Raw genomic sequence first — 23,166 nt, 5'->3', positions numbered from 1 at the left:
TTTCCCTTGTCCTAGAATAAGCTGCTATCTTTATCGATTTTGCGTACAACATAGTTGGAAATGATAACAAGCACGAAGCCTACAACGGATTGATACAATCCGGCAGCGGTACTCATGCCAATCTCACCACTTGTTTTCAAGCCACGATACACATACGTATCAATAACATTGGTAACGGCATACAACGTACCCGAATCCCTTGGAACCTGATAGAAGAGACCAAAGTCGGCATAGAAGATGCGACCCACAGCCAGCAACGTCATAATAATAATGATAGGTGAGAGCAAAGGAATCGTAATGTTACGGATCTGCTGCCATTTATTAGCACCATCGATCATCGCTGCCTCATACAGCGACCGATCAATCCCCAGAATGGAAGCGAGATAGACAATGCTGTTGTACCCGATCGTTTTCCACAAAGCTACGAACACCAGGATATACGGCCAATACTTCGCTTCCGAATACCACTGAATCGGTTCAACACCGAACCACCCAATAATCTGGTTCAACATCCCCCGGTCCATGCTCAGGAAGCTGAACGCGAAATAACCGACAATAACCCAGGATAGGAAATACGGCAGGAACATACCAGTTTGATACAATTTGGCCAATCGTTTATTGACCAGCTCCGAGAGCAGAATTGCCAAACCTACAGCGAATACCAGCCCCAGAAATATAATTGCAAGGTTATAAAAAAGCGTGTTTCGAGTAATGAGCCAAGCATCGTTAGTGCTGAACAGGAATTTGAAGTTATCCCAACCCACCCATTCGCTCTTCATCAGACTGGCCCAGAAGCCTTCGCGGCTGAAACGATATTGTTTGAATGCTGCTACTGTACCAACCAATGGCAAGTAGGAAAAGAAGAAGAACCAGATGGCGCCTGGTAGCACCATGAACAGCATGACTCGGTTTCTAATCAGATTTTTCAAAAATGCGGTCATATGGAGATCCTCCTTCAGGCTTGAATGAAAAAGGATCGGGCGCAACAAGCAGCGGCCCGATCCCTGAATTTACCCTTACTTATTTGCCGCTCTCCAGGCATCAAGCTGGGTTTGGGCTTCAGCCATCACTTTTTCAAGTCCGGCTTGATTGAACTTCTCAATCACTTGCTCCAAATTGTTCTCTGGGTCCAGCGTACCTGTCATCAATGCGGCCCAGTATTGCTCTTTGACATTCTGCACTGCTGTCAGTTCCGACGACACCTTGCTTGAGTCAAAGTTAAAGCTCAGAATAGGGGAATTTACACCCTCTGCATTAAACTTCTTGAACTCATCCCATTTGTTATCCGGGTCATTGTTGTTCAGATACAACAACATGTTGTTACCGAGGGAGTAAGAAGGCATATCATAGTTCTTGGATTCAGCCAGATTTTCCATGTGCGTGTCATCCACTTTTTTGTAGTGAACGCCCTCAATACCGGAATCAACCATATTGCGCAGCACTGGATCTGTATTCAACAGGTTCAGGAACTCCATTGCTTTCTCCGGATATTCGGAGTTGGCTGAGATAGCCATGATCGAACCTTGTACAGACGTGTTGGTGATGATCGCGTCACTTGCTGGTGTGGAAACTACCGGGTATCCGTAGCTTGCTGACCACTGGTTGTCCGCGAGCGGTTGTGTCTGTGCACGATCCAGGAACCAGTTACCTGATGTGGTCAGGTCATTGGTGGAGCCTGTTGTTGCTGCCTCTGGCGATACATAACCAGCTTTGTAGTATTTGCTCATCGTTTTGAGAGCTGCTTTCATTTCCGGAGTATCCAGAATGTTCACAATCTTGTAATCCGTCGTATCCAGTTTGATTGCCATTGGCAAGTTCTGAATGACGTAGTCGTAAGGAACATAAGGAACAAAGTTTTTATCCATTCCAAATGGAGTCACGCTTGGCTCATTTTCCTTGATCGTTTTGAGCAAAGGCTCCAGACTGTCCAACGTACGAATATTGGAGATGTCCATTTTGTATTTATCAAGCAGCGTTTTGTTGAAACGCCATACCTCTTGTTGAGGCAGCTCCTTATTGGCCGGAATTCCGTAATTGTGTCCGTCTACTTTCGAACCGCTCAGGAATGCAGGATCAATGGTTTTAATAAGATCCTGACCGTATTTCGGGAGCAAATCATCAAGCTCTAGGAATGCGCCCTTTCTGGCATTTTGAACATAATCGAATCCGCCTGAAGAGGTGAACAGGATGTCCATTGGCTCACCGGATGCTACGTTAACTTGCATCTTTTGCGGATAGTCACCCCAGTCAACCATTTTCATCGTTACTGTGGCATTAATTTTTTCTTTGGTGTACTTGCTGACTTCTTCCATCACTTTATTAACATCTTTCTGAGGGGTACCGATGGTGTACCAGATCAGCTCGACAGGTGCCTCTCCTGCTTCTCCTGATTCTGAAGCATCTTTGCTTCCTCCACAGGCGCTAAGAACGAGTGTAACCGCCATCAACAATGCAAGTACGAGAGAAAAACTTTTTCTTTGTTTACTCATTTCCTTGATCCTCCCTTTTCGTGTTCCCTTTAGCTCTACAAACTAACTGCTTTAACCTTATCGAATGAAAGCATTTTCAAAAAGAAGATAAACTTAATATTTCGAGGTACAAATTAAAGAGAAATCAGTACCTATTCATTAATTTGTACCTATTTGAATAAATCGCTTACATAAAAAAGACATGCTGAGTAACATTTGGCACCAACTCCACTGCATGCCCTCCTGTCCCCAGAATGTCTCATTTAGTTCAGTCCACTGGTCCAATCGGTGATCCACTGAAAATTATCCAAAAACCTTAAAATCGGTTGGTGAAATTCCCACATATTTGCGGAACTGTTTATAGAAATATCCGGTCTCCCAGTAGCCAACATTCCTTGCGATCTCATGCACTTTCAGATTCGAATTGCGCAGCTGTTCCTTGGCACGTTCAATCCGGTATTTATTGATATATTCGGCAAAAGTCTCCCCCGTCTCCTTATGGAACAGTTGTCCCAAATATACCGGATGAAGATGGTAGTGAGCACCCAGAAGCTTCAGGGAGAGTTCTTCTGCGTAATGTTTGTCAATATGTTGAAGTACCTGGTTGACGATTGGATTCTTTAAATCCTGAAGCAGAGACTGAATCGTCTCCGTACCAACCTGCTGCAACGCCTGCACGAGCTCGTTAAAGGTTCCGCTGTCCAATACGAGGCGAAGCCCACGTTGGTAAATAGCCGATTCATCCGAATGTTTGATGCCCTCCAATTCCATCTTGAAACGAATGACCACTTCCAGTGCGATGTTCTGCAACTCAGCCGGAGTAACTCCATCGCGGTGCTGTTCAAAATCGACCCGAATTCGCTCTGCAAGCAGCTCTGCATTGCGGGATAGAATGAGCTTCGCGTACTCCTTCCAATCGATCGAGAAGGAAGAAGCAGAGCTTCCACCTTTCTCCAATATGGCATGATCAATCACTTTGAGATCGGGATAGATCATCACATACTGGAGCGCCTTTTTCGCCTCCTGATAGCTTGCAGGAGCATGGTGAAGTCCACGCATCAGACTTCCTGCTCCAATCAAAACAGTAGGATGTGTCTCACATAGCGCAGCGGATAATGCCTGAAGGCACTCCATAAACCTCTTTTTCTCATCCTCGCCTGCATGCACATTGGCAACGATGACGATGTCTCCATCGATGTCATGAAATATATTCACATAGGACTTATCCTTCAACATGTCTTCCACTCGCTCGAACATGCCGGATACTTCCCCTTTTGTCCGCAAGATAGCTACTGCAACATCAGGTGCATCCAGCGAAAGGTTCAAGAACTGTGCCCGTTCCTCGAATTCCGTGGCGGCAATCTGTCCCGTCAACCATCGATGAAGGATGTTGTCTTTCAGAATCTGAACACCATAAGCATCATCTGTTTGAGGAGACAACGTATGGTCCAACTTGGACGCCGTATTGCGAAGCGTCGATTCCAGTTCTTCCACATTGATCGGTTTGAGCAGGTAATTTTCGATGCCCAGCTGCATGCCCTCTTTCAAATATTCAAACTCATTAAAACCACTTAGAATAATCACCTTGATGTCAGGCTGCAATTGCCTTGCTTCCCGAATCAGATCCAGACCATTCATGAATGGCATGGATATATCCGTGATCAGTATGTCCACAGGCTGCGCAGACAAGGCGTTTAATGCGGCCTGTCCATTGCCGGCATGGCTTACAATTTCCATATCAAACGACGACCAATCCAAAATATCGTACAATCCTTCAATGATGAATGGTTCATCATCCACAATAAATACCTTGTACATATTAAATACCTGTCCCTTCTGTATGAGGATAACGAACCCTGATCAGGGTTCCTTCTCCGAGTGTACTCTCTATCGTGATGCCGAATTCCGGTCCATACAGGAAACGCAAACGGGTGTGAACGCTGCGCAGTCCGAACATTTTACCCGACTCTTCCGGACGTTCCAGTTCTTCTAAAATTTCAGTCAGGCGCTCAGGCTCAATGCCTTTGCCGTTATCTCTGACCTCTACCTGCAAAGCGTCGCCCAGTTCTTCAACAACGATCGTTAATTGATTATCCGAACGTTCTGTCTGAATGCCGTGCACCACATAGTTCTCAATAATCGGCTGCAGGGAGAGCTTGACCACCGGATGCTGGTTATGAACAGGGTCCAACTGAATCGTGTACATAAAAATATCCTTATACCGGATTCGGAACAATTCCAGATACAAACGGCAAGCTTCCATCTCATCCTTGAGCGTATAATTTTTCTTCTGTTGAACAAGGCTCTTGAATAACACGGATAAACTGTAAATCATCTCGCCGACATCCTTCGCCCCCTGCGAGATCGCCCTCATTCGGATGACCTCCAGCGTGTTATAGAGGAAGTGAGGATTAATCCGTGCCTGGAGAGCGACCAGTTCTGTCTCCTTTTGTTTGATCTCGGCTTTGTAGACGCGTTCAATATATTGATTAAGTTCATCCAGCATATCGTTGAAACTGTGCGAGATCTGTCCAAGCTCATCATCACGGGCATCATCGATGCGTGCTGTCAGGTTGCCGTATTTCACCCTTTGGGTGAAACGAATGATTCTGCGAGTGCGTTTGGCAAAATTAATAATGAAGAACGCCGGAACCAGCACTGCAAACAGGATACATATGATACTAATCGAAACGATTGTATTGCGTGTACCCGCATAGGCCTCTGCCATCTCATCCACAGGGACCGTGCCAACGACCACATATCCCTGATCCGCCGAGACAAACTTGTTCACATACATATTTCGCTCCTTTTTCATCGAATCCATATCCGTCTGATCAAACAGGGAATCGGCCACATTGATATACGGGTACTTCTTGCCGTAATAGTTACTGTTGGAATCGAACAATACTGTGCCCTTGGCTGACAGCACCACAATTTCTCCCTTGAGATTACTTTCATAACTATCCAAAGCGTTGCCAATACCTGCTGAGTCAAAGAACACAAGGAACTGGCCCAAATTTCGAAGGGTCTGTGTATCGTTGATAGGCACACGAATCGCATACAGTGCCGGGTCCCATTGATCAATTTCTTTACGAATCCAATAGTTTGGTGCGCTGATATTCGGTGTCTCCATCGCCATCACGTCAGGAATATAGGAATGAGCCACATTGGTGTTTAGCTTTCTGAACTGCTTATGTTGATTGAAGCTGGACAGATCCTGTCGCTCGGCACTATATAACATCACTTGATTGATATCCGAATTGCGATCCATGATATTTTGAAAATGTTTCAGTACATCAGCTGAATAATCATCCTGATTCGCATAATAGCCATTCGTCAGATGCTGTACATACTCGGCGTACGTGTGGTTCATCAAATAAGTGATATTGGCTGATAAGGCCTCATTCTGATGCATATCCCTCACCATGTTTTGCACCGATTCATACTGCTGATGAATATATCGGTCAACACTCTCCATGGCCGCTTTCTGGATCGCCAGCTCTCGGCGAATCGTGGCATCGGACACTGACAGGAAAATGATATAGGACAAGGTAATAATCGTTACAATCGAAATCATGGAGAAGATGAACAGCATCTTCATAAACATATTATTTTTAAAGAAATTTTTGTAAACGCTAACAATTTTCAAGTCACATGTTCCCCCCGATGCTGTTTTCCTGTCTAAATTATATCATTTGCCTTCTAACATTAACTTGTCACCTCGAACTTTTCTTTAGTTTATACCTGTGTTTCTTTAATTTCGCCCTATTTGAAAATGCTTTCATGCCCTATCGTTAACCATAAGTTTATTTTTGTGTAAAAGAATACCTTACATTCATTCGACTTGAAGGAGGAACAACATGACACGCAAACACAAACCCAAAGGCCTTATCCCCAAAGTAACCGCAATGGTTCTCACTTCGGCTCTGCTTGGACAAGTCATTGCCTCATCCGTTTCTGCCGGAGACACGCTTCCTTACACAGGTGACAGCGCCAAGGGAGTAAATCAGCCTTATCAGCATGGCTACACCGCTGCCCAGATTCTGAATTGGACACCCGAAAGTGATATCCATGGTGATCTGCTTCGTGCTCATGTACCTTTGCAGCCACGTAACGATGCCTTTGCGGCCACGCAGGCTTACCCCGAACTCAGCCCGGACACCCAGCTGTTTACGATGAGTGGCGATTATGGCAATTCATTCTTTGACAGCACCCCGTACACCAATGAATTCAGCGAATACCTCTTTAATTATTGGCAGTACACAGATTATTATAGCTATTGGCATGGTATGGCTTCTGCTGGCGTGCCTGAGGAATTGTATGACCCCAATAAGGAATGGACGGAAAAGTACTTTGAGTTTGGCATTTTGAACATTCCGAATCCGGCCTACACCAATGCTGCACACAAAAACGGTGTCCGTTCCATCGCTAACATCTTCTTCTCAGACAACGATCGTGGACCACAAACCTACAAGCAGATGCTTGTGCAAGATGAACAAGGGAATTTCCCTGTCGCTGCAAAGCTGGTCGAGATGGCAAAGTATTATAATTACGACGGATACTTCTTCAATCAGGAAGAGGTTGCCAAAGGCGTTGCGCCTGAAGACATCACTTCCTACAAGAAATTCATGAAGTATTTAAGAGACGAAGGACTATATGTTCAGTGGTATGACTCCACCATCAATACAACAGGCAAAATTCAATACCAGAACCAGTTTAATGGACTTAACAGCCCTTTTGTGCAAGATTCTGCATTAGGCAGAGTCTCGGATTCGATCTTCCTGAATTATGTGTGGAACCATGACATGCTGCGTGATTCGCGCGATCATGCCCTAGGTTTAGGTCTTGACCCACTGGAAACGGTATTTGCCGGTATCGAAGGTGGGAATGACCAGTTTGGCCGTTGGAAGCAACTCTACGATCTGCGTAACAATCTGGATGAGAACGGTCAACCGATGAACAGTATTGCAACGCTTGGTGCCGACTTTACCCATAATGCCCTAGATGAAGAAATGGGCGATGGCAGCACGAATCATAGAGCCGAAGATAAGTACCAATGGATGACCTTTGTGCGTGACCGCGCTTGGTGGTCAGGTCCGAATCAGGACCCAACCAATGCACGCCGTACGACATCCGTTGATCTATCCGACGTGTATGCTTCTGGTGCAAAGTGGGACGGCATCGCCGCTTACCTCACCGAACGCTCCGTTATTCATGGCTCCAATTTTGTGACCAACTTCAATACAGGCCACGGTCTGAAATATTATGAGGGCGGAATCGTCTCCAATGCAACCGAATGGTCCAATATTAATATTCAGGATATCCCGGTCACCTGGCAGTGGTGGATAGATAGTCAAGGTGACAAACTCACTGTTGATTTTGACTATGGTCCAACCTATGAAAAAGGTGCTCGTTATACTTATGATTCCGTTGGTGCGTTCACTGGCGGCAGTTCTCTTGTCGTAAATGGAAGTCTGAATACGGACAATTTCCTACGTCTGTACAAGACGGATCTGTCGATCAACGCCCAATCCAAATTGGAACTCACCTATAATAAACCGTCTGTCAACGACGCTTCCTCCATGTATGTCGGACTGATATTTGAGGATGAACCAACCAAAGTGGTCAAAGTCAAAGTGCCGGATTCAGGTCAGCACACGGCAGGCTGGAAGACTACTTCACTCGATCTGAGTGCATACCAAGGGAAGACCGTTGCAGCTTTTGGTCTATCCTTCAATCCTAACGGTACTACGATTGAAAAATATCAGATGAACATTGGTGAGATTCGTATATCCGACGGTTCTGCCGCCAAACCGAATGCTCCAACCGGATTCCATATTGCCAAAGCACTGACCAACACCGATGAGTTGGTTGTCGAATGGGATATCGAGGACTATTCGAAGGTTAAGCAATATAATCTGTATGAGAACGGCGCATATGTCGGCGGCGTGTATGACTCCACATTTTATATTAAATCGCTCAAACATCCCGCTGGCGAACTGTCCATTCGTGCTGTAGGCGCAGATGGTACCGAAAGTGAAGCAACCGTCCTGTCCTATGATCTGAATGCAGCTGTTCAGGACATTGATGTGAAATTCAAGAACAATGGCGATGCTATTGTCAGTTGGAAAAACCCGAAGAAGAACCCAAGTAAAGAGACGATCCAGCTTACACTCCAAACGGAGTACACGAAGGAACCTTTCACCAAGACACTTCAGCTCAAAAAAGGAAAACAGTCTGCCATTCTCACAGGCCTTCCGACCAATGGTGAACATTACGTCCTGGATATTGCCATTGGCAAACAGAATCCAGTCACTACTACCGGACAACTGGCAGATACTCAGATTACACCATATGCCAAGGAAAAGGTTACGGTAAAGGATGGAAAGTATACCCTCGCATTGCCTGATTTGGAGGATTGGTACAAAATCTATGTCTATGAAAATGAGGTAGCACGCGAATTCGGAGTAACTTACGTTTCACAGAAATTCCCTTATATCATTCGGGGTAGAACGAAGCTGAGCGAAATGACATTCACGCCTGCATCCAGCACCAGCTCCCTGAAGCTCGTTATCGAAGATTATGCTGGCAATAAAGCAACGACGATTCTGCGATAAAAGATTCACAAGAAATCAATTCAGCCCTTTCGCTTCCCTACAGGAAGTCGGAAGGGCTGAATTGATGTTTGGCACTACCCATGAACTTTCTGCTGTTCTAACAAATAAAATATATAATCGGTTGGCACACCGGTATAACCTTGCTGTCTCAACATCGCAGTCACATTGCCCCGGTGATAAGTCCCGTGGTTAACAACATGCTGTAGGATGTCCGAAAAATGTGTTTCCATTTTACCGTATTTCGGATGCTCGATTGTCATTTTTTTGTCCGGGTCAGGCGTATGCCGCAGTAAATCGCGGAAACGTTCGGCAACGCTGCCAAACAGCTCACGTATCTCATTCACGGTTTTGCCCTGTGCTTCCTCTGTCCAGCTCGAGATTTTCGAGAAAATCTCCTCGTTCGGAACTTCCGCGAGCACGAGCATATAGAGCTGTTCAAACAAGTACATGTGTGCACATGTTTGTGATACGGATGGGAACACGCTCGTCACTTCCGCATGGAATACTTCCTTCGGGAGTTGCTCCAGGTGTGCAAACAATCGATTGTTTGCCCAAACATGATAATCATACAATCGGTATGGTTGTTGAAGCATCGATAAATTCACCTTTCCCTTCTTCGCATGGTTTGGCTACCGCAGCTGTGTCTTTATCATATATCAAGTTCACTGACAAATGTTGTCAGCAAACTTCAATTCGGATCGTCTTCATAATGTTTGGCGATACCGTATGCCTTTTCCTGAATTCGCCGCTTCAACTCCAGTGGTTCGCGGATGCGAATGGTCGTGCCGAACGTCAGGAGATATGTCGGTAGGTATTTGTACATCGTCGGAGCATCGATTAGAAACCGTGCCTCCCGATCGGTTCGTTCCGTCAAATAGTGGCGCAGATGCCAGTGGCCGCAAACTACATTAAGCGTGTCAGGCTCTCCCTCGATACAGATAACCGTCAGCGGTCCATCTGCCTCCCGTCTCTGGTTGGACTGCTCACAGAAAAACGCGGACGCAGAGAAAGACTCCGGCTTATCAAAACTCGCTTCGGTTGACTCCAGCTGTTCGATTCGTTCGACGCGAAACGTCCGCATCGCCTGCGACCGATGGCAGAACGCGACAGCGTACCATTCGTTTCGGACGTAAGCAAGCCCATATGGATCGACTTCACGTTCGTCCGCCTGCTCCGCATTCGCTTTGCGATAGACCATACGGACCGTTCGCCCGTCTTTTGTCGCTTGTTCCAATTCCCGCAACAACGGAACAATAGAAGGGGCGCGCGCTGAAGAAACGACGTCCAAGCTGCTCTGCTGGCGAGACAGATCGTGGCGCTGCTCCTCATGCAGTCCGTTCTCCACCTTCTTCAACGCATACTCCAGCTCCTGCACATACGGATAGCCAGCACCTTGGGCAAATTTAAACGCATCCACAAGTGCCTTCAACTCTACAGAGTTGAAGAACAATGGTGTTTCCTTGAAATTTTCCAGAATACGAATACCGCCATCATGGCCCGATTCCGCAACGACCGGCACGCCACTCGCGCATAATGCATCGATATATCGATACACGGTGCGGACGCTAATCTCCAAACTGTCCGCGATCTGAGCGGCGGTGAGCTTTCTTCCGGATCGCAGCATCCAAAGCATGGACAGCATGTTATCCCATTTTGCCATTGGGAGCCCTCCTCTTTTCCTTGAAAGAATAAAAGGCGAGTCTCCTTTGATTTAGGTGACTCGCCTTTTGGGTCATTATTATAAAAATTATGAGGTTCCCTTTTGTTTGCTTGCCTGCATCTGCTGGGCAAACCTCATCATCTCTTCAAACTCTTCTTCGGATACAGCATCGCCGTCGGCGCCTATGTCTTGTACAATCGGAATTTCGGGTTTGGCTTTGGTTCCTTTGCCGTATGTACGGGAACGGGTTCCAGCTGCACCAGCAGCCTGTTTGCCTTTGACCTTGGCTTGGTCACGAATGTATTGTACCGCCTTCTCATAGGAATTTACCTGTTTGAGCAGCATGTTGGAGGCAATGGCCTCAACAAAGTTACGGTTAATTCTTTGCTCACCACCGGATACAAGCAATGCCATCAAATAATGAATAAGCACATTGATCACTTCACCCGGCAACTTGTAGCTGAGGTCGATCTTCTCAAAAATGTCCACCAGGTTGTCCGGTACGGCACCAGGGAAGAACGTCTGAAGCAATCGTGTGTAGGGCTCATTACGCAGCATCATATTGTATTGATGAATATCACACTTGGTCGAAAATTGTGGTGGCACTTCGACGTAGTATTCCATCTGTACCACATGTTCGACAGGCGGTTCACCGGAATCATCTTTCCGCTCAGGCTCCTCCATATGCTGTCTGAGGGCAACAACCTTCGCTGCCTGCACCGTCTGCTGCTCATGTCGCTTCTTGGTCTGTCTGAACTGCAGACTCGCCTTGTGTTGAAGGTCATCCAGCACGAGCTGTCCCTGAGGGTTAAAGATATCATCTTCATCCAACAATCGACATACATCCTGTACGCTGAGATTGAACTTGTTCACCACATAATTCACAATGCCGAGCTGTTCGTGATCGAACCGCAATTGCTCCACATGACGGCGATTGACCGACTCACGCGGAAAACGCAATATAATGTCGGCATAATTCAGGCTATTCTCTTCGGCTGCACCACTTATTCCGCTGCGCTGAGCCGAAGTTGACACTTCCGACAACGCCTGCTCCAGCTCATAATCAATGACATGCGTATTCAATTCAAATATATCGTAAAAAGGAACGGAAATATTCTCTTTATTTGCTGCCGGGTAAGGCGCGTCACCGCTCTCTATCGCCGAAAAACCGGAACGTAGTGAGAGTACGGCGAACTTGCCGATTTTGTCACGAAGCAGCAGTGTCAAATGCTGTGTACGGAAAAATTCTGCCGGAGAGAGCGGAGGTTGCAGCTCATATTCATAAATGTAGTCGTCATTTTCCGGAATATACAGCCGTGAAGTCTGAAGCAAACCAACGGCTTCAAGCTTGGATGCCTGCTCCACCAAATATTTGCGCCCTTTCTCGCTGGGCTCAAGTCCCAACGTCATGAACAGCCTCCGTTGCTGTTCAAGCGGCGAGTAACCGACCTGTTCACCGGGAAGATGCTGAAACAGCAGTCGATACAAACCTATCGCAAAGGCACCTACCATTGGCTGATACGCTCCGGTGAGCATGCGGTCATCCAGGGCACTAAGTCCAAACTCCCTGTATACGCAGTAGCGATGATGTTCAGTATAATGGTGCAAATTCTTCATGCGCATAGCTTGATCTCCTTCTCCCCAAAAGTATGTTTATCTATTCTATCATAAATGTCCGATACTCAAATGCTCAAAAACAGGTAAAAAACGGACCTGTTCTCGCTCCGTTTCGTCCTAGGTCGACAGCATTCACGTTTTCGCAGAGTTGCTAGATTACTATAAAAGCTACAGCCTTAGAACACAAGTGAACATATGGAGAAATGTTATTCATATATATATGAGACATGTCCAAACAATCATGCACATTTTTTGAACTGCATGCCAAAAAGCCTTCCCTTTGCACTCGTAAGCGTTTACGACAAAGGCAAGACCTTTACGGAAAATGCAGTCCAGCGTTTGCTGCCATTTGGCTAGCCTATCAAAACATTTTGTACCCACCCAGACGAAGTTTGCGAATGGCCCAGCCACTGATGACTGCTCCAGCAAGTCCAGCTACACCCGTCATATAGTCTACAATATGGAAAGAACCCAAATGCGACATCAACGATGCCGTATGATCCCATAAGGAATACACGACGACAGGCAGAATGACAATAATGAACAGATAGGAAGGAAACCAGGTTGTCTTCATCAGCATATTCAGAATGAAACCGATACCAAACATCATAACGAAAAATAACACCATCAATACCAGCACAGGTATAAACTGCATCGGGTGACGTTCACCTCTTCTTTCACTGACTCGGTTTCTCTTACTACGGATAGTAGATAGTGTACCGCAAAAAATGTGGCGAAGCAACGAACTTTCTGGACAAATTTCCCTATATTCACCTTCTCTTCATTTGCCCTTCTGCTTCCTGTTGGGATACAATGAAGACGATAAAGTACTCAACCGTCCCTTACCGGGATTTGGAAATATAACCTGCAGGAGGAATCAATTCAATGAACGAAGCCGCATCAACACTGGAGGGCTGGTACGCCCTGCATGACTTCCGCTCGATTAACTGGGCCGCCTGGAAAGCAGCCGATGATGAGGAACGCGCCGTAGCACTGGACGAGCTTCAGGCATTCTGGAAGGAATGGAAAGCTGTAGAGGATTCATCCAAAGGAAGCACTGTCGTATATACCGTTGTGGGACAGAAGGCTGACCTTGTCATGATGCACTTGCGTGAAACGCTGGAAGATCTGAAAGCCGTTGAGAACGCGTTCAACAAAACGATGTTTGCCCAATACACCACCAAATCATATTCTTATGTCAGTGTAGTGGAACTGAGCAATTATCTTGGCAAAGAGGGCGAAGACCCTATGCAGAACCCGGAAATTATCGCTCGTCTCAAACCGGTATTGCCACAGCGGCAATACATCTGTTTCTACCCGATGAACAAAAAACGCGAGCTGAACGACAACTGGTACATGCTGTCGATGGACGAGCGTCGTACGATGATGCGCAGCCACGGCATGATTGGTCGCAGTTACGCTGGCAAAGTGAAACAAATCATTACCGGTTCCGTTGGTTTCGACGACTGGGAATGGGGCGTTACGTTGTTTGCGGATGATGCACTTCAGTTCAAGAAGCTCGTTTACGAGATGCGCTTTGACGAAGTCAGTGCCCGTTATGGCGAATTTGGCTCTTTCTATGTGGGAAGCCTGCTGAACGAAGCAACATTGGAAGAGATGCTCAAGCTGTAAATCGGATAAATTACAAAAAAAGCACCGCGACACCTCCATTAAGGATAGGGTCAGCGGTGCTTTTACGTTTTCGAATGAATATGAAATGTTCAATAATAAATGGATGACTCAGGTTCTTTTGGATAACGTGATTGCTTAATCCTGATCCTCTTCATCAACCGCTTTCAGAGATTCCAAAAACTCAGCCGTTGCCCTGTCACGGTCACGTCCCTTCTCCTTAAGCCGCTCAATGGCAGGCAAAATGAGAATATCCACTTCCTTCTGAACGATATAAGCCAGATCATACTGATCCTGTTCCTCCAGATAACCGCCAACCTGCATCAGGGCGTTGTAACGATCCAGTTCTTCGCGTGTGAGTAGTCCTCTGACCTGAACACTGCAATGTCTCATCCAAAAAACCGCCCTTTCTTCAGTACCAAGGGAATGCCACCGATGATAAATAAATACCGGAGATCCACCAGCTTTTTCAGCTGAGCGGCCTTCCACCCCTTGTATTTCTTACCGCCTACGACGGCGATAGCTTCACCTTTCCCCAGTGACGCAACTGTACCTTTACTTGTAAATACAAAAGGCTGCGGCTGCTTTTTGCGGATGGCAGCGACAACGTTTTTGGCACAGTTAACACCTTGCTGCATCGCGATCTGAGCTGTTGGTGGATATGGACGCCCTTCGTTGTTGAACACGAGTGAATTGTCACCGATGACATAGACATGCTCATGCCCTGGGGCACGAAGGAATTCATCGACCTTCACCCGTCCGCGCATCACTTCAAGGCCTGCCTGCTCAAGCAGGGCATTCCCACGAATACCGCCGGTCCATACGACCGTTGCTGCATCGAGTTTTTCTCCCTCACCCACAATGACTCCGTCTGGCAGACATTGCTTGATCGGAACACCGATTTTGAAAGTAACACCTTTTTTCTTCAACACGTTCATTGCATGCTCAACCAGTTCCGGATCAAAGCCCGGCAGAGCTGAAGGCGCTGCTTCCACATTATAAATATGCACATTTTTGGGATTCACGTCGAATTCCTTGCAAAGCTGAGGAATGCGATCCGCAAGTTCAGCCACGAATTCGACACCACTGAAGCCAGCCCCACCCACAACAAAACGAATGCGGTTACGTTTATTATCGTTTTTGTACATGGCAAACTGATATTCGATATGCTCGCGAATCATTCTGACCGAGTTAATGCTGCGAATTGTCATGGCATGATCGAGCATGCCTGGAATACCAAAGGTCTCCGGTTCCCCACCCAATCCAATAATCAGATAATCATAGGATAACGTGCCATCCTCCAGAATAATCTTCCGATCCTGCAGGCGGATTTCCTTCACCGAAGATTTGACCAGATCAATCTTGAACTCGTCAATCAGCTTCGAAATCGGGACCCGTGCATGTTCAATGGTATCCGTGCCAGCTGCCGGCATATGTAGATGTGTAGTGATATAATGATAATCATGCCGGTTCACCAATGTGACATCGGCCTCGTTATAGTTCAATTCCTTCTGCAGCCGCTGGGCTGTCAGAATCCCGCCATAGCCCGCGCCGAGGATGACGATTTTGGGAATACTGCTCATGTCTATACCCCTTCCAGTTTCGCTCGCATCAGCCATTCGATTGTTTTGTTGTAAAAAGGCTCTTACTTACCCATATTGATGAGGTCTTATCCATTATGACGACAAATGTTAACTTCGCGAATTTATTTGAACTTTTTGCATGCAAGTTATCGATTAAAATTGTGAAATTATACACAAGATTCAACAAAACGCGGGTATTGTCTTCACATTACAAATTGGGGCTAAATTAGACAAAAAAACACATAGTACAGGTCAAGGATATCTGTATTTCTGGCAAAGATCAAGGTTTTTTTTGTTATTTTTCATAACCTTTCATTTCCAATTTCATCCTATTCTCACCTGATCTTCATCTATTGTTCCCAGATTCATCAAACTGCCAACTTTGCAACCCAGTTTACACCGTTTATAATGAAAAAGACAGTTCAGCAACAAACGCTGGTTACCATTCGTACCCGGCTTTATTATTTCTGTTAACTACCTATTAAAATAAGAAAGGTGTTGTTGATTCTTGACTGCACAAACTGCCGGTCATGACATGACCGATTTACTTATTATTGGTGGCGGCCCTGCGGGTCTGTTCGCCGCGTTTTACGGAGGGATGCGTCAGGCATCTGTTACTCTGGTTGAAAGTATGCCACAACTTGGTGGACAACTTGCAGCGCTCTATCCCGAAAAATTCATCTATGATGTAGCCGGGTTCCCGAAAGTTACCGCTCAGGAACTGGTGAATAATCTGGTGGAGCAAATGAGCCATTTTAACCCAAACATCCGTCTTGAGGAAAAAGTTGTATCCGTAGAGAAATTAGAAGAACGTCACTTCGTCGTAAAAACCGATGTGAATGAATATCACGCCAAAGCCGTAATTATCACTGCAGGTGTGGGTGCATTCGAACCGCGTCGTTTGGAGCTTGAGGGTGCGGCCAAATTCGAAAAAACCAATCTGCACTACTTCATCAGTGACCTGAACGCCTTTGCAGGCAAAAGAGTACTGATCAGTGGTGGCGGTGACTCCGCTGTAGACTGGGCGCTTATGCTTGAGCCAATCGCTGAGCAAGTAACCCTGATCCATCGCCGCGACAAATTCCGCGCGCATGAGCACAGTGTCGAAAACCTGATGAATTCCAAGGTAAACATCGTTACACCTACCGAAATTACGGAACTTCACGGTGAAGACAGCATTACCAAGGTCACTTTGGCTCACGTTAAAACGAAGGAAACACAGGAAATTGAAGTCGATGATGTAATCGTCAATTTCGGCTTTGTCTCTTCCCTGGGACCTATCGCAGAATGGGGCATCGAAATTGATAGCAATTCCATCGTGGTCGATTCCCGCATGGAAACTTCGATTCCAGGTATCTATGCTGCCGGAGATATTACAACTTATCCAGGCAAGCTGAAGCTGATTGCTGTCGGATTCGGTGAAGCACCAACCGCAGTCAATAATGCCAAGGTTTACTTCGATCCAGAGGCCAAGTTGTCCCCGGGACACAGCAGTAACATGAAGCGCTAATTCCTTATGGAATCATATAGAACATAAAAGACACAAAAAAGGGTATCTTACTCCTGAATGAATTGAACATCAGGAGGGATACCCTTGTCTTATATATGCCCGCTGTGTAACGGTCTGGTTGTACCGGAGCAGGCTTGTCCCCACTGCCTTCAGGGACTGTCAGAATGCGGCAAATTGGACGATTACACCGGACCATACAGCCCCTACGTCATTCACACTTCCTCTGACACGGCAGACGAAGCCGAAAACGTTTGCAATCATATGATGTACTGTCACCATTGTCAAACAAGCACACTGTGGCCTGTCAATCTATGGGACATGTCCGGAAACCTGTAACATTGCCTGCAATGAGGATCTCTAGTGAAGAATGGCAGATACGTCGGTACCCAGTTTGCGCTTATGGATTTCTGCCAACAGCAGTGCGATGAAATCTCGTTCGAGATTCAACTCAATCGCCTTATGGTAGGAATCCAACAACATCTCATCGGATAACATAGCCATTTCCCGCCACAACCTTTCCTTTTTTTTCCTCAAAACTATCATATCAGAGATTTATAAAGAGAACAAGCGTTCTTGTTATCCACAACGTTATGTGGAAATCCTGTGTATAGTTTGTTGATAAATGGTAAAAATGTTGATTGATCAACGTGGATTGTGTGGACAGTATTTATACACAGGATCGTAGCCTATCAAACAGAACGATTATAAGAGCATTTTTTTTAGAATAAATTCATAGTTTCAAGAGTTGATGCGAGTAAATTACCCTTATTTGTTAAATTTCAAACGTTTTCCATCTAGTTTCCTTCTATATTACTATCGGATTTTCTTTGGATTTTTTTAGCTTTTGTCACCATTTTCATTGCGGTCTGGTGTTCACTTCCAAAATCCATATCTTGCCTGAATGATCCAGTCCATAATCGAAGCCGAGCTGTCCCACACCCGGGAACTGCCTTTCCATAATATGCGTACAGGTAAGTGTCAGTGAACGCATCTCGCGACGTTTATGTTTTCCAGAAATATGAGGTAGGGACAGACCAAGCGCTCTCCTACCGGACAGCATCGTTCCTCCTTTGCTAAGATTGGTCACGACCAGTCCTGGACGAGCGAGCCGTCCCACTATTGAACGAAATACCCAGCCTCTTTCCGTTTTGACGACTTTGACTCTGTAATCGACAGGTCTGCCTTGAATGGTCGCCAAATGAATGCCTTGCTGAATCAGGTATCTCCGTCTGGCTTTTACACGGATTAGAGAACGGTACATTTGATTAAACTGAGTAAAAGAACGGGTTATTTTCATATGAGTGTACCGATAGACGCCTCCGCTTGCTGATACTCTAATGACACCGTAACCTCCACCACCAACAATAGGTTTGATATACACCATTCCATAATGACTAAGCATGTTTAGCAGATTCCCCGAGTTGAACGCCTTCGTCTGTGGGATGTGGACAGCAGCTACCGGATATTTCAACAGTGCCGCTGTCTTCAGCCATTTGCTTGCAAGCTGTCTCGACATGGGTTGATCTCCTTTCGTGAACAATAGTCCTTCCTTATACATACTCAACAGAAGCCGTGTTTTCTTGGATGTCTGTCCAAGGCTAGGGCCCCTTTTCCGTTGATATAGTCCATCAGCTTGGTTCAAGGCCGGAACAGGCGCCCGGTTTGCTTTTCAAACGCATCAATCTATCGTATGCTACTAAGGAATAGTTTGGAGAGGCTTAAATATGAGGATCTAAGGAGCGTTCAGAAGACATGGAATCATTTTTCAAATCACTGTATGGCGTAGCCTATTTTGCAATTTCTATCGTTCTGGTAGCCATTACGGTACTTCTATTCGTTACAGGTATTCGACTGTTTATGAAGAAAAGCAATCGCGGTTTTGCTGTAAGTTGTATTCTGTTTGCCTGCTTTATCGTCTTCATCATTGTGGTCATGCTGACCACGCCCTTCTCCTCGACGCCTCCGGGTTCACCGGAAGCCATGGCTGCCTTGCTGAAAGTCGGGTAGATTAACCTCTGTAGAAGGAGATGCTTATGACACATAACGAAAAACTCGGAATCATCGATATCGGCTCCAATTCCATTCGTCTGGTTATTTATGAACTCGACCAGGATGGAGCCTATCGCATCATTCATGAAGACAAATATGCCGCTCGTCTAAGCAATGTGGTTGAACAAGACGGAACCATCCTGCGACATTCACTGGACAAGGCCATTACGATTTTGCGACAATTCAGGGCTACTTGCGAAGCATATCAAACCAAGCTTATCCGGGCTGCAGCTACGGCTGCTATTCGGAATGCAGGCAATGCCTCAGAAATTATAGGTTGGTTGGAAGCCGAGACGGGACTTACCATCGAATGTGTATCCGGTGATCAGGAAGCCTATTACGGTTTCCTAGGTGTCACTCAATCGATTGATCTGGCAGATGGTTATGTCGTAGATATTGGCGGCGGCAGTACCGAGATCACTGTATTCCGTGATCGAAAAAGACTGCACAGCATCTCTCTGCCTATTGGTGCGGTTAACTCACATGGCCGTTATGGTGGCGAAGATCAGTGGACTGAGGCAAATGCGACTGCACTATGTAATGAGGTTATACAGGCATTAAGCGATCAGGATTGGGTTACACAGCATCCCGGACTACCTCTCATTGGACTTGGTGGCACCATGCGTACACTGGCCAAAGTGGAGCAGAAGAGAACACAATACTCACTACCGGTTACGCATCATTATGAAATCGGTGCAGAAGAGATGGAAAATATCGCTCGTTCTTTGCCACATCTAACCTCGGCACAACGCAAGAAAGTACCCGGACTTGCCAAGGATCGTGCCGACATTATTGTTCCAGGTGTACTCATATTGCGGACGGTCTTCCGCATCATCCAGGGGGATCGTTATGTTGTGAGCGGAGCGGGATTACGGGATGGTTTGCTAAGGGATCTCCTGGCTGAAGGTAAGTCAGTCGTGCCAGATGCGCTGCGGGACAGCATTCGCAACTTCATTCATTTTGGTCCACCCATTCCGGAGAAACGTCTGAATCGGATTCACCATGATGCGCTTACCCTGTATACCGCCTTACAAGGTAGTGCTCCCGATCCAGCGGATGCCCGGATTCTGTACACGGTCTCCATGCTGCACATGGCTGGAAAACAGATTAACTACTTCCGGTATCCGCAGCACTCGGCTTATTGGATCATGAATGCAAGCATCTACGGACTATCTCACCGGGAGACCATCCTGAGTGCCATTGCAGCCGATTATCATCCAAAAAAAAGAACGCCCCAGCTACTGCATAAGCACAAGGACATTCTCAAGGATTCGGACGAACGGCATGCCCATCGTTTGGGCTCTCTACTGCGCGTGACTGAAGCAATTAATCGATCTGAAAGCATTACTGCCATAAAGGCAACAAAAGAAAACGACTCGCTGCAGATGCAATTCATCTGTACAGCCGAGCCGTTACTGGAACTCAGTGGCCTTGACGATGCCGTCAAGGATTTACAGGAAGCTTGGGGAGTTACGTTAACGCACTCCATTCAGCAGGCTTCCAGGGAATAATGCCCATCGCCTCCGTCTGACTTCTCAGCGGGGGCTTTTCATTTTGTACAAAAACATAATTGCCGCCAGGCATGAGCTCTCTGGCCTTCACATTATCCATGAGTGACAGATTCAATATGTCGACCAACATCTTCTTTAGCTCTGGATCAAACACGGGACACATCAGTTCTATTCTCCGCTTCAAATTACGGGTCATCCAGTCTGCGCTGGACAGATACACATCCGGGTTCCCGCTATTTTCAAAATAAAACAATCTGGAGTGTTCTAGAAACCGGTCCACGATGCTGATCACCCGAATATTCTCGCTAAGTCCCTCTACCCCCGGACGCAAGCAGCATACACCACGCACGATCAGATCGATCTGTACTCCAGCTTGAGATGCCAGATACAATTCATCAATGATATCCTGATGGGATAAAGAATTGATTTTGGCAATAATCCTGGACGGTCTTCCCTTGAAGGCATGTTCCCTTTCCCGACGAATGAGCGCGAACAGTTCATCCTTCATGCCATCAGGGGCGACGCGGAATGCCTGCAACGCTTTGGGTCCTGAATAACCGGTAATCTCATTAAACAATTCCGATGCGTCTTCACCAATGATGGGATTGGAGGTAAACAGCCCCACATCGGTGTACACTTTGGCCGTACTTTCATTATAGTTACCTGTTCCCACATGCACGTACCTTCTCAGACCACTCTGCTCCCTGCGTACGACGAGAATAATCTTGGCATGCGTCTTTAATCCGACCAATCCATATACGACATGACAACCTGCCTTCTCCAGCGTGCGGGCCCATGCAATGTTCCGTTCTTCATCAAATCTGGCTTTTAATTCAACAACAACCGTTACCTGTTTGCCGCTCTCGGCCGCATGAGCCAGTGCGGGGATAAGACGGGAATCACCATTCACCCGATATAACGTCATTTTGATCGCCATCACGCGCGGATCTTCCGAAGCTTCCACAATAAAGTCCGTTACCGGTTCAAACGATTCGTATGGATGATGCACAAGCACGTCCCGTTTACGCAGCAGTTCGAAGTGACTTTCCCGAGGGAGGAACTCCAGAGGATACACCGGCTGCACCGGACTATATTTCAGATGAGAAAAGCCATCTAAACTATCTACAAACCCGGCCAAAAAGCTCAAATCCAGCGGTCCATCGATCTCGTACACAGGGTCTTGAATATCGAACTCTTCCTGCAACTCTAGCAACGCATCCGGGCGGAAATCCTTGCAAATTTCCAACCGTACCGGTGCTCCCCGGCGTCTGCGCCGCAGCTCCTTCTCAATCGCCTCAAGTAAATCCTCAGCTTCTTCTTCATTAATGGAAAGATCCGCATTGCGAGTAACTCTGAACTCCTGAACAGCCAGCGGAACATAACCGCTGAATAAGGTATGAATATGATGCTTGATGAGATCTTCGATCAGAATGAACGTTTTCTTTTTACTATTCGCCCTTAAAGGCACCTGAACGACCCGCGGCAGATTAGAGGGAACCTGCACAATAGCCAAAAATGGCTCGCCCTCCTGCTCTTCTTCCTTCTGCAGCATTACGGACAGATATACAGACTTATTGTGTACCAGTGGGAATGGCCGGCTCGAATCAATAGCCATCGGTGTTAAAACGGGAAAAATGATCTCGTGAAAGTACTGGTCCATTGCTCGCTGTTGGGTCATATTCAGATCTGTATATTCCTGAAAATGGACGCCTTTCTTGGCGAGAAGACGAATCAGCTCTCGATAGGTTTTATATTGCTCGGCGACCATGGTCCCCGTTCGTTTAATTAATCTACGGTACAAGCCAGCAGGGGTGTAGCCCGTAAAATCCTTTTGCGTAAATCCAGCCTTGATCTTCTCTTTCGTCTCCGCTACCCTTACACTTACGAACTCGTCCAGATTACTGGCGACAATACCAAGAAACCTCATGCGTTCCAGCAGAGGTGTTGTTGGATCTTGCGCCTCCTGAAGCACACGACGATTGAATTCTACCCAACTTAAATCACGATTAACGTAGTTACCTGTTTTGACATCTCTATGCATGTATGGCCTCCGAATTTGTTACATATCTATTCTTGGTTAGATGTTCTGAACTAATTGTACTATTCGTGATTGGCTACAAGCGTCAGCGTAGTGTAAACGCTATGTAAAATTTATGTAAATGATACCTCATGACGATAACTTTTTCCATCCCTTTACAAAGAGCAGGAGACAGAGTAAAGTGATTTACAGTGTAAAATGTCCGGTTGCTGTCCACATTCTAAAATTGTTTTTGTTAAAGGAGTATATAATGAAATCGAACAAACCTAGAACGTTACAAAAAAATATAGAGTTTTTCACGGCTGCACTATCCCAATGCACGGTAACTGCATGGCAGGAAGATCCGGCTGGCGTATATTGTGAAGTGGGCCGTGGCATCGTAGAACAGATCAGCGAAGACAGTGTGAGAATTCGCAACGACAACGGTACGAAGAGTCATTATGACCGGGATATCACGATGTTCCAAACCGAAAAATAATTTTGC

General features: G+C 46.3%; 20 protein-coding genes. 7 read left to right on the top strand and 13 right to left on the bottom strand.

Going from position 1 to position 23,166, the window contains the following annotated elements; all coding sequences use genetic code 11:
* Positions 1–11: 11 nt before the first annotated feature.
* The 4 genes from MHB84_RS18380 to MHB84_RS18365 all read right to left on the bottom strand — a co-directional run bounded on the left by MHB84_RS18380 (position 12) and on the right by MHB84_RS18365 (position 6,117).
* Positions 12–941, bottom strand: coding sequence for an ABC transporter permease (locus MHB84_RS18380; protein WP_076290895.1), 930 nt, complete (start codon positions 939–941; stop codon positions 12–14).
* Between the two features lie 75 nt (positions 942–1,016).
* Positions 1,017–2,489: an ABC transporter substrate-binding protein gene (locus MHB84_RS18375; RefSeq protein ID WP_076290896.1), complete on the bottom strand. Its 1,473-nt coding sequence runs from the start codon at positions 2,487–2,489 to the stop codon at positions 1,017–1,019.
* Between the two features lie 282 nt (positions 2,490–2,771).
* Positions 2,772–4,286 carry a response regulator transcription factor gene (locus tag MHB84_RS18370; RefSeq protein ID WP_076290897.1) on the bottom strand — a complete coding sequence of 505 codons (1,515 nt, stop codon included), beginning with the start codon at positions 4,284–4,286 and terminating at the stop codon, positions 2,772–2,774.
* 1 nt (position 4,287) lies between these two features.
* Positions 4,288–6,117: a sensor histidine kinase gene (locus MHB84_RS18365; RefSeq protein ID WP_076290898.1), complete on the bottom strand. Its 1,830-nt coding sequence runs from the start codon at positions 6,115–6,117 to the stop codon at positions 4,288–4,290.
* Positions 6,118–6,328: 211 nt separating this feature from the next.
* Between MHB84_RS18365 and MHB84_RS18360 the strand changes: the two genes are divergently transcribed.
* Complete coding sequence (locus MHB84_RS18360) at positions 6,329–9,085, top strand: endo-beta-N-acetylglucosaminidase (RefSeq protein ID WP_076290899.1); 2,757 nt, start codon at positions 6,329–6,331, stop codon at positions 9,083–9,085.
* A gap of 74 nt (positions 9,086–9,159) precedes the next feature.
* On the opposite strand, the gene MHB84_RS18355 is transcribed toward MHB84_RS18360, so the two are convergent.
* The 4 genes from MHB84_RS18355 to MHB84_RS18340 all read right to left on the bottom strand — a co-directional run bounded on the left by MHB84_RS18355 (position 9,160) and on the right by MHB84_RS18340 (position 13,017).
* Entirely contained in the window at positions 9,160–9,678 is a 519-nt protein-coding gene (locus tag MHB84_RS18355; protein ID WP_076290900.1) for a DinB family protein, read from the bottom strand.
* Positions 9,679–9,773: 95 nt separating this feature from the next.
* Complete coding sequence (locus MHB84_RS18350) at positions 9,774–10,745, bottom strand: helix-turn-helix transcriptional regulator (protein WP_076290901.1); 972 nt, start codon at positions 10,743–10,745, stop codon at positions 9,774–9,776.
* Positions 10,746–10,832: 87 nt separating this feature from the next.
* Positions 10,833–12,368, bottom strand: a complete 1,536-nt coding sequence (locus MHB84_RS18345) for a helicase DnaB (protein ID WP_076290902.1) — start codon at positions 12,366–12,368, stop codon at positions 10,833–10,835.
* A gap of 355 nt (positions 12,369–12,723) precedes the next feature.
* Positions 12,724–13,017: a YuiB family protein gene (locus tag MHB84_RS18340; protein ID WP_053783239.1), complete on the bottom strand. Its 294-nt coding sequence runs from the start codon at positions 13,015–13,017 to the stop codon at positions 12,724–12,726.
* 230 nt (positions 13,018–13,247) lie between these two features.
* Here MHB84_RS18340 and hemQ point away from each other — a divergent pair, with 230 nt between their 5' ends.
* A complete protein-coding gene (gene hemQ, locus MHB84_RS18335) occupies positions 13,248–13,994 on the top strand; it encodes a hydrogen peroxide-dependent heme synthase (RefSeq protein WP_076290903.1) in 747 nt (248 codons plus the stop codon).
* Between the two features lie 135 nt (positions 13,995–14,129).
* Here hemQ and MHB84_RS18330 read toward each other — a convergent pair whose 3' ends face one another.
* Positions 14,130–14,384, bottom strand: coding sequence for a hypothetical protein (locus tag MHB84_RS18330; RefSeq protein WP_024632648.1), 255 nt, complete (start codon positions 14,382–14,384; stop codon positions 14,130–14,132).
* The gene (locus MHB84_RS18325; protein WP_024632649.1) at positions 14,381–15,574 is read right to left on the bottom strand and encodes an NAD(P)/FAD-dependent oxidoreductase; all 1,194 of its coding nucleotides are present in this window, start codon (positions 15,572–15,574) and stop codon (positions 14,381–14,383) included. The genes MHB84_RS18330 and MHB84_RS18325 overlap by 4 nt, the downstream gene beginning before the upstream one ends.
* 535 nt (positions 15,575–16,109) lie before the next feature.
* Here MHB84_RS18325 and MHB84_RS18320 point away from each other — a divergent pair.
* A complete protein-coding gene (locus tag MHB84_RS18320; protein WP_217504637.1) occupies positions 16,110–17,084 on the top strand; it encodes an NAD(P)/FAD-dependent oxidoreductase in 975 nt (324 codons plus the stop codon).
* Positions 17,085–17,168: 84 nt separating this feature from the next.
* A complete protein-coding gene (locus tag MHB84_RS18315) occupies positions 17,169–17,420 on the top strand; it encodes a hypothetical protein (protein ID WP_072735483.1) in 252 nt (83 codons plus the stop codon).
* A gap of 21 nt (positions 17,421–17,441) precedes the next feature.
* Here MHB84_RS18315 and MHB84_RS18310 read toward each other — a convergent pair whose 3' ends face one another.
* Positions 17,442–17,585: a sporulation histidine kinase inhibitor Sda gene (locus tag MHB84_RS18310; protein WP_017692430.1), complete on the bottom strand. Its 144-nt coding sequence runs from the start codon at positions 17,583–17,585 to the stop codon at positions 17,442–17,444.
* A gap of 355 nt (positions 17,586–17,940) precedes the next feature.
* Positions 17,941–18,600 (bottom strand): YheC/YheD family protein, encoded by a 660-nt coding sequence (locus MHB84_RS18305; RefSeq protein WP_076290905.1) that lies wholly within the window; start codon positions 18,598–18,600, stop codon positions 17,941–17,943.
* 236 nt (positions 18,601–18,836) lie between these two features.
* Between MHB84_RS18305 and MHB84_RS18300 the strand changes: the two genes are divergently transcribed.
* Both MHB84_RS18300 and MHB84_RS18295 read left to right on the top strand, forming a co-directional pair.
* Positions 18,837–19,091, top strand: coding sequence for a hypothetical protein (locus tag MHB84_RS18300; RefSeq protein WP_063566109.1), 255 nt, complete (start codon positions 18,837–18,839; stop codon positions 19,089–19,091).
* A 26-nt stretch (positions 19,092–19,117) separates the two neighbouring features.
* Entirely contained in the window at positions 19,118–20,644 is a 1,527-nt protein-coding gene (locus MHB84_RS18295; protein WP_076290906.1) for a Ppx/GppA phosphatase family protein, read from the top strand.
* On the opposite strand, the gene ppk1 is transcribed toward MHB84_RS18295, so the two are convergent.
* Positions 20,604–22,685 carry a polyphosphate kinase 1 gene (gene ppk1 / locus MHB84_RS18290; protein WP_076290907.1) on the bottom strand — a complete coding sequence of 694 codons (2,082 nt, stop codon included), beginning with the start codon at positions 22,683–22,685 and terminating at the stop codon, positions 20,604–20,606. The two genes, MHB84_RS18295 and ppk1, sit on opposite strands and share 41 nt — an antisense overlap.
* A gap of 247 nt (positions 22,686–22,932) precedes the next feature.
* On the opposite strand from ppk1, the gene MHB84_RS18285 reads away from it, so the two are divergent.
* The gene (locus MHB84_RS18285) at positions 22,933–23,160 is read left to right on the top strand and encodes a hypothetical protein (RefSeq protein WP_072735535.1); all 228 of its coding nucleotides are present in this window, start codon (positions 22,933–22,935) and stop codon (positions 23,158–23,160) included.
* Positions 23,161–23,166: the final 6 nt, after the last annotated feature.

Origin of the sequence: Paenibacillus sp. FSL F4-0087 (genome assembly GCF_038020215.1) — a bacterium.
Lineage (GTDB): Bacteria > Bacillota > Bacilli > Paenibacillales > Paenibacillaceae > Paenibacillus > Paenibacillus taichungensis.
Note: the sequence above shows the minus strand (reverse complement) of the source record. Positions and strands in the feature narration are given on the sequence as shown.